This is a genomic window from Stenotrophomonas sp. WED208, assembly GCF_040984485.1.
GTDB classification, from domain to species: domain Bacteria; phylum Pseudomonadota; class Gammaproteobacteria; order Xanthomonadales; family Xanthomonadaceae; genus Stenotrophomonas; species Stenotrophomonas riyadhensis.
Genome location: NZ_JAZARB010000001.1, coordinates 2,914,620 through 2,926,778 on the forward strand (window position 1 = coordinate 2,914,620; position 12,159 = coordinate 2,926,778).

General features: G+C 66.8%; 8 protein-coding genes. 4 read left to right on the plus strand and 4 right to left on the minus strand.

Going from position 1 to position 12,159, the window contains the following annotated elements:
• Positions 1 to 26: 26 nt before the first annotated feature.
• Both VPH47_RS13110 and VPH47_RS13115 read right to left on the minus strand, forming a co-directional pair.
• Positions 27 to 2,231, minus strand: coding sequence for a TonB-dependent siderophore receptor (locus VPH47_RS13110; RefSeq protein WP_368850995.1), 2,205 nt, complete (start codon positions 2,229 to 2,231; stop codon positions 27 to 29).
• 147 nt (positions 2,232 to 2,378) lie between these two features.
• Positions 2,379 to 3,074 (minus strand): alpha/beta hydrolase, encoded by a 696-nt coding sequence (locus VPH47_RS13115; RefSeq protein ID WP_153855143.1) that lies wholly within the window; start codon positions 3,072 to 3,074, stop codon positions 2,379 to 2,381.
• Positions 3,075 to 3,258: 184 nt separating this feature from the next.
• Here VPH47_RS13115 and VPH47_RS13120 point away from each other — a divergent pair, with 184 nt between their 5' ends.
• Positions 3,259 to 4,398, plus strand: a complete 1,140-nt coding sequence (locus tag VPH47_RS13120; protein ID WP_368850996.1) for an MFS transporter — start codon at positions 3,259 to 3,261, stop codon at positions 4,396 to 4,398.
• Between the two features lie 84 nt (positions 4,399 to 4,482).
• On the opposite strand, the gene VPH47_RS13125 is transcribed toward VPH47_RS13120, so the two are convergent.
• A complete protein-coding gene (locus VPH47_RS13125; protein ID WP_368850997.1) occupies positions 4,483 to 5,631 on the minus strand; it encodes an alpha/beta fold hydrolase in 1,149 nt (382 codons plus the stop codon).
• Positions 5,632 to 5,816: 185 nt separating this feature from the next.
• Here VPH47_RS13125 and VPH47_RS13130 point away from each other — a divergent pair, with 185 nt between their 5' ends.
• Together VPH47_RS13130 and VPH47_RS13135 are read left to right on the plus strand one after the other, a co-directional pair.
• Positions 5,817 to 7,163, plus strand: a complete 1,347-nt coding sequence (locus VPH47_RS13130; protein ID WP_368850998.1) for a cytochrome c — start codon at positions 5,817 to 5,819, stop codon at positions 7,161 to 7,163.
• The gene (locus VPH47_RS13135) at positions 7,160 to 8,086 is read left to right on the plus strand and encodes a c-type cytochrome (RefSeq protein WP_368850999.1); all 927 of its coding nucleotides are present in this window, start codon (positions 7,160 to 7,162) and stop codon (positions 8,084 to 8,086) included. Before VPH47_RS13130 ends, VPH47_RS13135 begins: the two co-directional genes overlap by 4 nt.
• A gap of 12 nt (positions 8,087 to 8,098) precedes the next feature.
• On the opposite strand, the gene VPH47_RS13140 is transcribed toward VPH47_RS13135, so the two are convergent.
• Positions 8,099 to 9,628, minus strand: a complete 1,530-nt coding sequence (locus VPH47_RS13140; RefSeq protein ID WP_368851000.1) for an OmpA family protein — start codon at positions 9,626 to 9,628, stop codon at positions 8,099 to 8,101.
• A gap of 150 nt (positions 9,629 to 9,778) precedes the next feature.
• Here VPH47_RS13140 and VPH47_RS13145 point away from each other — a divergent pair, with 150 nt between their 5' ends.
• Positions 9,779 to 12,157 (plus strand): TonB-dependent receptor, encoded by a 2,379-nt coding sequence (locus tag VPH47_RS13145; protein ID WP_368851001.1) that lies wholly within the window; start codon positions 9,779 to 9,781, stop codon positions 12,155 to 12,157.
• The last annotated feature ends 2 nt before the right edge of the window (positions 12,158 to 12,159 follow it).

Genomic DNA, 12,159 nt, shown 5'->3' on the forward strand with positions numbered 1-12,159 from the left:
ATCGCGGGCGTATGTGTAGAGCCGCGTCAGAACCTGTAATTCAAGCTCAACCGCACGTTGCGCGGCTCACCCCAGGTATAGGTGCTGTACCAGCTGAAGATCGTGTAGTACCGCTTGTCCAGCAGGTTGTTGACGTTGAGCGTGGCCGACAGGCGATCGTTGAATTCATAGCGCGCCATTGCATCGAGCAGCCAGTAGGGTTGGGTGCGATGCACCACCTTGGCCTGCGTGGCCGGGTTGGTGATCTCGCCGAAAGTGGAATCCTGCCAGCGCGCACCACCGCCCAGCGTCAGGCCTTTCCAGTCGCCACGCAGGCGATAGCTGGTGTGCAGGCTGAACTGGTTTTCCGGTTCCAGCGTGGTGACCTTGGCACCGGCCTGGCGGGCGATCTTGTGCGAGAACCCACCCTGCACCTGCCAGCCTTCCGCCAGCTGGCCAGACATTTCCAGCTCGTAGCCCTTGGTACGCACGCCCATCAGCGCGCGATAGGCATCCTGACCGTCCGGTGTCTTGCCGCCGGTGGGCTGGGCAAAGTTGTCCTGGTCGAGCTGGAACAGCGCCGCACTGGCGTTGAAGCGCCCATCGAGGAACTCGGCCTTCAGGCCCATCTCGTAGCTGCGGCCTTCCAGCGGATCCAGTGCCTTGCCCTGCTCGTCGCGTTCGCTATGCGGTTTGAAGATGGTGCTGTAGCTGGCGTACACCGAATAGTGCTGACCGAGGTCGTAGACCACACCGGCATACGGCACGAACACGCCGGTCTCGCGCGTGTCCGGCGAGCGGTAGCTGGCCAGGCGGCTGCCCACGATCACCTTCAGTGGATCGGCCACGTCGAAACGGCCGACCACGTACAGGCCGTTCTCACGCGTCACTTCGTTGTTGCTGTAGCTGCGCTGCCACTCCGGCTCGGGAATGTCGCCCTGCCATGCGCGGTAGTCGGGTACTTCTGTCGGGTAGCCCGGCTGCGGCGAGTAGCCGGTATTGGTCCAGCGCTTGCGCGAGGCACTGCCACCGACCACCAACTCATGCTCGCGGCCGAACAGGCCGAAATGACCGCTCAGGTAGAAGTCGGCCGCGTTGCTGACGGTCTTGCCAACGTACTTGCCCAGCCACAACGAAACCCCTTCACCAGTGATCGGATCGGGATTGCCACCGGCCGCCCCCGCCAGCGCCGCGTCGTAGCCGTTGACCTGATGGTTGAGCTGCAGCTTGGCAATCCAGTCATTGCTGAACGTATGTTCCAGCGTGGCGAAACCGGTTCGCACGTACTGGCGCCAGCCACTCCAATGGGTGCCGTTGTTGAACGAACGCGGCATGCCGTTGAAGTTGCCCTGGCTGTCCAGCAGCGGGATGCCACCCCAGGTCGAGCCCTTCGGGTCGCTGTCCATCGCATCGCCACCCACGGTCAGCAGGGTGCGTTCGCCCAGATCGGCTTCCAGCACCGCGTAGCCCACCTTGCTGGTGCGCTGGTAGAAGTCGAGATTGGAATGCTTGTCCTGCCACGCACCGACCGCGCGTCCGCGCACACGCCCATCGGCGGTCAACGGGCCACCCACATCGATCTCGGCACGATAGTCATCCCAGCGGCCGACACCCAGCGTCGCACTGCCGGCGAAGTCCTTGCCCGGCTTCTTGCGCACCAGGTTGATGGTCGCGCCCGGATCGCCCATGCCGGTGAGCAGGCCGGTCGCGCCCTTGAGCACTTCGATGCGGTCATAGATCGCGGTATCGCTGAGCGTGTTGCCCGCCGAATAGGCCGAGTCACGCGACATCGGGATGCCGTCGTACTGGAAGTTCTGCACGGCAAATCCACGCGCGTAGTATTCGGTGCGCTCGCTGTCGTAGGTAACGATGCTGATACCCGGAGTCACCCGCATGACGTCATCGATGCCGTTCAGGCCAAAGTCGTCCATCTGTGCGCGGGTGATCACGCTGATGGTCTGCGGGGTCTGCCGCGGGGTCAGCACCAGGCGGGTGGCGGTGGCGATGGTGCCGGGCGTGTACGCGCCACTGCCCTCGGTGATGGTACCGAGCAGATTGGCGGTGACCTGCACGGTCTGCAGGGTCTGCGATGCCGGGGCCTCGGCGGCCTTGTCCGGCTCGGTGGTGGACTGCGCGGCTGCGATGCCGCTGCTGGCCAGTGCGGTGATCAGCAGGCCCTGGGCAAGCGCCTGCGGCAACGCACGGCGACGCGGCAAGGGGGACGGAATACGGGCATCAGGCACAGACAGCACGACGGGACCTCCACGATCGGGTGGGATCCTCTGGCGGCGGCTGGAGGGAAGACGGGGACGCGGCCGGATGGCCGCAGGCGCAGGAGTGTACTCCCCTGCGCCCCGGCTGTCGTGCGATGTGCTGTGGTGCGGCGCGCTGCCGCAGGCTCAGCCGCCGATGGCGGCGCAGGCCTCCAGGATCAGCGCGGTCACGTCCTTCGGCTGCGAGGCCAGCGAGGCATGGCTGGCATCCAGCTCCAGCAGTCGTTTGGGCTGCATGCGCGTGGCCATGGCCCTCTGGTTCTCCGGCGCGATCATGCGGTCGTGGCGGGACAGCTGGTACCAGCTCGGCCTGTGCTTCCACGCCGGGTCGCTCACCGCATCACCGAAGGTGCTGGCCAGCGGTGCCTTCTGGGTCACCGCCATCACCCGGCCCTCGTCTTCGCTCAGATCCTGGCAGAAGCTCTCATGGAACTTGTCCGCACGCAGCCACAGGTAGCCATCGCTGTCCGGTGCCAGGTTCGGCGCCGCCTCCGGCAGGTGCTGCTGGGTGATGCCACCAGGGCTCTCGCCGGCATCAGGCGCGAAAGCGGCGATGTAGACCAGGCCCTTCACGTTGTCCTCGTTGCCAGCCTGGCTGATCACCGCGCCGCCATAGGAGTGACCGACCAGCAGCACCGGCCCGCCGATCTGCCGGATCATTTTCCGGGTGCGTCCTGCATCATCAGCCAACGACGTGAGCGGCAGCTCCACCGCCTGCACACGATCGTGGCCATTGCGATGCAGTTCCAGGATCACCTTGGCCCAGTGTGCGGCCCCGCCCCAGAATCCATGGACGAGGAGGATGGTCGGTGTCGTGCTCATGTACAGATCTCCGGCAGCGGCCGGCGGGATGCCGACCGTGCAGCCACTGTCCGTGGGCGGCGTTAATCGCCAGTGACGCGATCGGGTCACTGCATTCGTATGCGTCACCCGATGTCACGCATGGCACTTGCCGATTCGGCCTGAAAACGTTTCCACGAGTGATCCTTGGAGCTTCGCACCGCGCATGACGCCTTCATCCCCACGTGCCCAGCAGCACGCCACCCGTGCTGCCTTCTTCATTCCCGGATTCGCCACCGCCGCGTGGGCGCCGATGGTGCCCTATGCCAAAGCCAAGGCGGGGTTGTCCGATGCCAGCCTCGGCGCGGTACTGCTGTGCCTCGGCCTGGGCTCGTTGCTGGCGATGCCGCTGGCGGGTGCGCTGACCGGGCGGCTGGGGTGCCGCCGGCTGCTGGTGGCCACCTGCGCGATGGTGCTGCTGGCACTGCCACTGCTGGCGCTTGCCCCCTCGCCTTTCGCGCTGGGTGCTGCCCTGTTCGTGTTCGGTGCCGGCGTGGGTGCGATGGACTGCACGGTGAACATGCAGGCGGTGGCGGTCGAACGCGACGCCGGGCGCGCGATGATGTCCGGCTTCCACGCCTTCTACAGCATCGGTGGTTTCGTCGGTGCCGGTTGCATGACGGGCCTGCTGATCCTCGGCACTCCACTCTGGCTGGCCGCGCTGGTGTCGGTGGCGGCACTGCTGCTGGTGGCAGTGCTGTCGGCACCGCACTGGCGCCCACAACGGATCCTGCATGAAGGCCCCCTGCTGGCACTGCCGCATGGCGTGGTGCTGTTCATCGGCGTGCTGGCCTTCGTGGTGTTCCTCGCCGAGGGCTCGATGCTGGACTGGAGCGCGGTGTTCCTCGCCGAAGTGCGGCAGGTGCCACGTGACCAGGCCGGTGCCGGCTTCGCACTGTTCACCCTGGCGATGACCGCGATGCGCCTGTTCGGCGACGGCATCGTCGAGCGCCTCGGCCGGACCCGCACCCTGGTCTTCGGCGGCATCACCGCGGCTGCGGGATTCACCCTGGCGACGCTGGTGCCATCGTTCCCGGTGGCGCTGGCCGGCTACGTACTGGTCGGGCTGGGCTGCGCCAACATCGTGCCGGCGCTGTTCTCGATGGCGGGCCAACAGCGGGTGATGCCGGAGAGCATCGCCATCACCGCGGTCACCACGCTGGGGTATGCCGGCATCCTGGCCGGTCCGGCCGCGATCGGCGCACTCGCACACGCCACCAGCCTCGGCTTCGCCCTCCTGTGCGTGGCCGCGTTGCTGCTCGGCGTCGCCGCGTCGGCGCGCTCACTGGCACGACGCCTGCCCTGACAGAAAAAGGGGACGGAGGGGATTAAGTCGTTTCTGGCCCAGGTGTGCGGGAAACGACTTAATCCCCTCCGTCCCCTTTTTTGTTCAACCGCGCGTTGGAGCCTTCACCGGCAGGTTGGTGTCGTGCACCAGCCACTCGGCCTGGGCCGGCAGCTGTGGTGCCGGGCACGCGCTCTGCGGATGGTGCTCGTCGCGCGCCATCCAGTCATCGACCACGCCCGCCAGCAGGTCCAGTCGCAGCGGCAGGGTGATGTGGTCCTCGCCGCGCATCTCGATGTAGTGCGCGCGCGGATTGGCCTGGGCCAGTTCGCGGCCCTGGCTGACCGGAATGTGCTGGTCGCCCTGCCCGTGCAGCAGCAGTACGCAGGCGCGGGTATCGGCCAACGCGCGCGCCACGTCCACGCGGTCCAGGTCAACATCGATGCGGCGGCTGGCGGCGGCGATCACCTGGTTGATGTCCTGGCCGCCGTAGCGCCAGCGCGCGTACGACGCCACCGCCTGCGCCTTCAGGCCTTCCGGCTGCAGTCCCATCAGGTGCGGGATCATGGTGCGGATCGCCACACCGGCATTGGCGAACGATTCCATCGCCACCACGCCTTCCACCTGGTCGCCCAGCTTGTCGGCGGTGAACACCGCCGTGGCCGCGCCGTAGGACACACCGAACAGGTACAACGGACCGGTCACTTCACCGCGTGCACGCAGCTCACCGATCACATCAACCACGTCATCGGATTCGTAGGTGCCGTATCCGGACGGACCGGCACCGGACTGGCCATGGTTGCGCAGGTCCAGGGTGATCACGCGGTAGCCGGACTCGGCCAGCTGCAGCGACCACGGCAGCATCGAATCACCGTTCATCATCCAGCCGTGCAGCAGCACTACGGTGCCGCGCGGCGTCTGCGCGCGGAACGGCTGCGGCACCGCCAGGCTCAGGCCGGTATCCAGCGGCAGGCCGTTCTCATGGCGCTGCGGCAGGTAGTGGTAACGCGCGCCGTAATCGCCGGGATCGAACACACGCCAGAAGATCGGCACGCCATCGCGGCCCGGCGCGAAGCCATGGCGGTTGGGCAGTTCGGCGATGGCCGCGGCAATGCGCGGGCGATCGAGCAGGGTCGATACGCCACCCGGTGCGATCAGCCGATCGGCGAGTGAGGTGGACGAGGCATTGATGGAGGAGGAGCATGCAGCCAGCCACAGGCCGGCGCACGCCAGCAACAGCAGCAGGCGCTTCATATCACGTCATAGGGGTGAATCAGACAGGCAGGGACGTTAACGCCCCGATAGACCGGTCATCTATCGCGCGCGGATGACGGCTTGATGACAACGCAGGAACGATTCAGCTTGGTGTACAAGCTGTATCCGTTCAGTCATTGATCCGGATCAATGAACGCGCGCGCGGGATTGCCCACAGTGCCGCCATGCGCACCTCGTTCAAGCTCGCCATTGCCCTGGCCGCCACGCTGGCCGCCGCCTACGGCATCGCCCGCACCACGCCCTACTGGTTCGCACCTCGACAGACGGCGCAGGTCGACATCCACGACCCGGCACTGATCGCGCAGGGACAGTACCTGTCGCGCGCCGCCGACTGCGCCGCCTGTCACACCGCGCCGGGCGGCAAGCCGTTCGCCGGTGGCCTCGGCATGCAAACGCCGATGGGCACGATCTACTCGACCAACATCACGCCCGATCCGGACACCGGCATCGGTGCCTACGACTACGCCGACTTCGAACGCGCGGTGCGCCGCGGCTTCCGTCACGATGGCCAGCCACTGTATCCGGCGATGCCGTATACCTCGTACGTGATCGCCAGCGATGCCGAGATCAAGGCGCTGTACGCCTATTTCATGGGCTCGGTGCAGCCGGTGAAGCAGGACAACGCCGACAGCACGATCCCGTGGCCGGCCAACATGCGCTGGCCACTGGCCTGGTGGCAGCTGCTGTTCGCACGCCCGCGCACGTTCAACCCGGATCCGTCGTTGGATGCCGGCCAGCAGCGCGGCGCCGAACTGGTGGAAGGCCTGGCCCACTGTGGCGCCTGCCACACGCCACGTGGCCTGGCGTTCCAGGAAAAGGCGATGGCCGATGATGGCAGCCGCCAGTTCCTGTCCGGCTCGGTGCTCGAAGGCTGGTACGCGAAGAACCTGCGCAACGAGTCGACCGGCCTCGCCAGCTGGAGCGAGGGCGAGATCGTCGACTTCCTGCGCACCGGCCGCACCGATCGCTCGGCAGCCTTCGGCGGCATGGCCGATGTGGTCGAGCACAGCACCCAGTACCTGTCCGACGCCGACCTGCTGGCGATGGCCCGCTACCTGAAACAGCTGCCGGCGCGCGAGGGCCGCAGTTCGCAGTGGTCGCCGGGTACCGACACCACCACCGCCGCACTGCGCAGCGGCGACTATCGCGTGGCCGGCTCGCTGGCCTATGCCGAGCACTGCCAGGCGTGCCATCGCGCCGACGGCCGCGGCATGCCACGCGTCTATCCGGCCCTGGCCGGCAACTCGATCGTGTTCGCCGATGACCCCAGCTCGCTGGTGCAGGTGACCCTGATCGGCGGCCGCACGCCGCATACCCCGCACGACCGCATGGCCTTCACCATGCCCGGCTTCGAGCAGCTGCCGAATGCGCAGCTGGCACAGATCCTGACCTTCATCCGCAGCAGCTGGGGCAACCAGGCCAGTGCGGTGAGCGAGGTCGACGTGGCGCGCATGCGCAGGGTGGTGCGTGACAAGCCGGTGCACTACGTTCCGCAGGAGGCCGCACGATGAAACGTTCGCGCAAACGCTCCCGCCTGCTCGTCGGCAGCGTGGTCACCCTCCTGCTGCTGGCCGGTGCCGGCGCCCTCGCCTATCGCCATCTGTACCCGGACCTGGATGCTGCCGTAGCCAGCACGATCGATATCCTCGATGCGCAGGGCAAGGTGGTCGGGCACTACCACGCCCCGAGTGCCGAGGAGATCGCCGGGCTGGGCAATGCAGAATCAGTGATGCTTGGACGCCGCATCCTCAACGAGACCGCGCGCCTGCTTCCGGACAACGTCGGCAACGATCTGAACTGCAATTCGTGCCACATGGCCGAGGGCAAGCGACCGTTCGGCAACCACTACTTCAACACCGGCGGCGGCGCCTATCCGCGTTACATGCCGCGTCCGGGCAAGGTGATCGGGCTGACTGAGCGCATCAATGGCTGCCTGCAGCGCTCAATGAACGGTAAGCCGCTACCGAAGGACTCACCGCAGATGCGCGCGATGCTCGACTACATGGCGTGGCTGAGCAGTCCCGTGCCAGACGGTGCAAAGGTGGCCGCCGCCAGCGAGGGCCCCATCGACAGCACGCTGACCCCGGACCCGATCCGTGGCCAGGCGCTGTACGCCGTGCAGTGTGCTGCCTGCCATGGCGACAACGGCGAAGGCCGGCGCGATGCCAGCGGTGATATCGCCTTCCCGCCACTGTGGGGCGACCACAGCTTCAACATCGGCGCCGGCATGGCGCGCCTGTACAAGGCGGCCGGTTTCGTCAAGCACAACATGCCGCCGGCGGTGACCCGCGAGCCACCACTGGGCCAGCAGGTGATGCCCGACCAGGATGCGGTGGACATCGCCAGCTACTTCATCAACCAGCCGCGGCCGGACTTCGCCAACAAGAGCAAGGACTGGCCGCGCGACCCGAAACCCAAGGACGCGCGGTACTGAGGAGGGCGTGGTTCAGCGCTTGACCAGCTCGACCCGGCGATTGCGCGCTTTGCCTTCCTCGCTGCCATTGTCGGCCACCGGCCTGTCGGCACCGAAGCCGGCCGCCTGCAGGCGGTCGGCGGCGATGCCCTTGGCGGTCAACGCCGCCACCACCGACCGGGCCCGATCCTCGGACAAGCTGCGGTTGTGCGCGGCCGCGCCACTGTTGTCGGTGTGGCCTTCAATCGACAGTTTCAGCGACGGGTCGGCACGCAGCAGGTCCAGCACCTGCGCCAGTTGCGGTTCGGACGTCGGCAGGATCTGCGCCTTGTCGGTGGCGAAGTTGACCTGGATCGCCACGCGGCCGTCGCTGTCCAGCTTCTTCTTCAACGCATCGGCCGGCAGCAGCGCCGCCGTCTGGGTGAAGCCTTTGCGCTCGACCACGACCCAGCCTGCGCTGAGGTATTCCAGGCGAGCATGCACCCACACCTGGCGGCCATCAGCCAGATCGACGCGATAGACCACGGTGTCGTAGTTGTCCCAGCTGTAGCTGGCCGCGTTGCCGTAGGACGACTGCACCTGCTTCGACACACCCTCGGCCGCCTCGTGCGGGATGCGCCCCTCGAACACCTTGGTGCCGTTGGCCTGGGCCATCATCGCCTCAAGGTTGCGGCGTACTTCATGCATCGAGTATTCGCGCTCGCCCTTGTCGAAATCGGCAGCGAAGGTGCGGCCCTCGACCGGTTCGAAGTGATCTCCCGTCCAGAACAGGAAGGCATCGAAATCACGCTGCTCGGGCGTGTTGCGCTCACGATAGCCGGCCGGCAGGGACAGATGCGGGAAACTGTCCGACCACTGCGCGGTGGCCTTGAACGGAACGTCATCCACGACCACCAGACCGGCGCCGTTGCTGTCCACCGCCAGCTGCACCCACACGGTGCGGTTGGCCTGGCGCAGCACATAGACGGTGGTGGGTGCGTCCTGTTCACCGTTCACCGCATCGATGAAGCCACCACCGATCTCGCCTTCCAGTTGCCGGCCGTAGTAGATGTCGCGCAGCAGCTTGCCTTCAAAGACCTTGCGGCCGCCAGCGGCGGTGATCACACCGTCGAAGTTGCGCTGCACTTCCATCGCGGAGAACGCCTTGTCGGGGGCCGCCTCACTGTCGGTCACGATGCGTGCCGACCAGCTCGGACCTTCCACCCAATGCACCCCCTCGCCCATCCGGAACGGGAAGCGCGCCCAGGCGCGCGGGTGCGGGGCGTTCTGCGGCGCGTAGCCCTGCGGCAGGCTGAAGAACGGCAGTCCGCCCAGCGCGGTATCGCTCAGCGGCACGCTGCTGGTGTCGAACGGCACCAGCGGCACCGGCTTGCCATCGCGGTCGGTGAGTGCGGTGCCGTCGGCCGCTGCCAATGAACCCGCCGGCGCTGCCGCCGCGGCGGCGCTCTCGCCTGCAGCCGGTGGCGGTGGTGCGGTCGCCTGTTCGCCTGCCGGCGTCCGGTTGCACCCTGCCAGCAGCACCAGTGCTGCGCCCCCCAGCCAGATCCTCGACCGCTTCTGCATCGCCACCACCTCAGCTCCATTGAAGCGCCGAGCATAACCGAAGGCCGTGACTGTCCCCACAGTGCCTTCGTTCGTGCGCCGCCACGTCATGCCGATGTCATTGCCGCTGCCGACACTCCAGAGCTTCCCCCTTTAGAAGGTCCGGTTTCGATGCGAACGATTGCGCGCTTTCCCCGTGTCTCGCTGCTTGCCCTGCTGATCGCCCCCGCACTGGACGCCCTGGCCGACGCACCGCAGGGCGATACGGGCGAAGCGCGCAGCAGCGATGCACGCACCCTCGACCAGGTCCAGGTGATCGGCCAGGCCACCAGCTACGCCAAGACCTCGGTACGCGCGGAGACGCTGAACCGGCAGACCGTGATGAGCAGCGTCAACGACGCGCTCAACGAAGTGCCCGGCGTGGTGGTCAGCGAGGCCGATGCCACCGGTTCGTCGGTGTGGGGTACGCAGATCAGCATGCGCGGCTTCGTGACCAACCGTGACACCCAGCAGATCGGCACCACCATCGACGGCCTGCCCAATGGCGGCTCCGGCTACGGCGGCGGCTCGCTCGCCAACCGCTACATCGACACCCTGGACCTGGAGACGGTGGAAGTCAGCCAGGGCACCGCCGACATCTCCTCGCGCTCGAACGAGGCGCTGGGTGGCACGCTCAACTTCCTCACCAGCGACCCACTGCAGGACAGCCGCCTGCGCTTCGTCGTCGGTGCCGGTGACAACGAGGCACGCAAGTACTACGTACGCTACGACACCGGCCTGCTCGGCGGCCACACCCGCGCCTGGGTCAGCGCCTCATCGGCACGCGTGCACGACTGGATCGACGGCAGCGGCAAGACCAGCAACGACCACATCGCCGGCAAGTTCATCACCGAGCTGGATCGCTGGACGCTGACCGGCTACCTGTCCTACAACGATGCCGACGAGCCCGAGTACACCAGCGTCTCGCCGAAGGGCTTCGCCACCAATCCGGACCGCGACAACCTGGTCGGCACCCTCACCGGCATCCCCTACCTGGACCAGAACTACCGCTCCGGTTCGCGTGCGCTGCGCGAGAACACCTTCGGCTACCTGCGCGCGGCCTTCGACGGCGGCAACGGCTTCAAGGCCTCGGTGGCGGCTTACGGGCACCGCATGGAAGGTCGTGGCGACTGGCTGCCACCGTACCTGGCGCAGGTCAGCGATGATGGTGCCGGTCGCCCGGAGTCGGAGTACATCGGTGGAAAGACCGTGTACGGCGGCAGCAACCGCGGCCAGATCTTCTTCGTCAATCCCGATGGCAGTGCCGCGCAGCGCCTTGCCAGCTGCAGCCCGCGGCTGGGCTTCACTGCCGAGTACGATCCGAACTGCTATGCCGGCAACGTACTGGGCGCGCAGTCGTATCGCCACACCCACTACGACAACGACCGCATGGGCGTGACCGCCGACGTCGAATGGCGGCAGACCTTCGGTGCGGTCGACAACACGATCCGCGGCGGCCTGTGGGTGGAGAAGCTGGACCGCTCGGCGCGCCGCGACTGGCACCGCCTGCTCAATGTCGGCCAGGACATCGCCTTCGATCACCAGCCGTACTGGGTGCAGTTCGAGGACAAGTACAAGGTTGAGGAGCAGATGTACTACGTCGAGGACGTGGCCCGCTTCGGGCCGTTCAGCGCACGCCTGGGCGTGAAGCAGTTCTTCGTCGACCAGTCGCGCCGCCGCGTGATCGGTGCCAGCGAGCACGTCAAATCCGATTCCAAGTCCGATCCGCTGCTGTCCACCGGCTTCACCTGGGCGCCCGGCGTGGAAGGCATGGAGCTGTTCGCTGGCTACTCGCAGAACTTCGCCGCCATTCCCTCCGGCGTGCTCGGCGAGACCGACCCGCAGCGCTTCCGCAACGTCGAGCCGGAGACCGCCGACAACATCGAAGTGGGCATGCGCATCAGCCGCTGGCCGCTGACCGCCTCGGTCACCCTGTACAACATCAAGTTCGATAACCGCATCGTCTACCTGCCGGCCGGCTTCGTCAGCGGCATCGACTACCTCGGCGAGACCGACGGCGTTTACGAGAACTTCGGCGGCGTGGAAAGCAACGGCCTGGAGGCGGCGTTCGGCTATGGCTGGGACAACGGCTGGCGCCTCAACGCCGCCTATACCTACAACCGCTCCAAGTACCTGGGCAGTGGCGATGCCGCACGTGATACCCAGCTGGGCATCGTCGACGGTGCCAAGGTGATCGGCCAGCCCGAGCAGACCCTGGTGCTGTCGGCCGACTGGCAGGGCGAAAACTGGAACTTCGGCCTGTCCGGTCGCTACCTCGGCACGCGCTACCTCGATGCCGCCAACGTCAACAAGCTGCCTTCGGCCACCGTGTTCAACGCCAATATCGGCTTCGACCTGCAGGGCCTGTCGCCGCGCCTGAAGGGCATGGGTGCCAACCTGGTGGTGAGCAACCTCACCGACAAGCGGTATCTTGCAGGGGTGGACGGCCGCGACAACGCCTTCATCGGCGCCCCGCGCACTGTCGGCATCTCCTTCCGTGTGGACCTGTGAGT

Bases quoted from the DNA above. Each gene is read 5' to 3' on its own strand.
- VPH47_RS13135 (WP_368850999.1), top strand. From the start codon at position 7,160: ATGAAACGTTCGCGCAAACGCTCCCGCCTGCTCGTCGGCAGCGTGGTC.
- VPH47_RS13130 (WP_368850998.1), top strand. From the start codon at position 5,817: ATGCGCACCTCGTTCAAGCTCGCCATTGCCCTGGCCGCCACGCTGGCC.
- VPH47_RS13120 (WP_368850996.1), top strand. From the start codon at position 3,259: ATGACGCCTTCATCCCCACGTGCCCAGCAGCACGCCACCCGTGCTGCC.
- VPH47_RS13140 (WP_368851000.1), bottom strand. From the start codon at position 9,628: ATGCAGAAGCGGTCGAGGATCTGGCTGGGGGGCGCAGCACTGGTGCTG.
- VPH47_RS13115 (WP_153855143.1), bottom strand. From the start codon at position 3,074: ATGAGCACGACACCGACCATCCTCCTCGTCCATGGATTCTGGGGCGGG.
- VPH47_RS13145 (WP_368851001.1), top strand. From the start codon at position 9,779: ATGCGAACGATTGCGCGCTTTCCCCGTGTCTCGCTGCTTGCCCTGCTG.
- VPH47_RS13125 (WP_368850997.1), bottom strand. From the start codon at position 5,631: ATGAAGCGCCTGCTGCTGTTGCTGGCGTGCGCCGGCCTGTGGCTGGCT.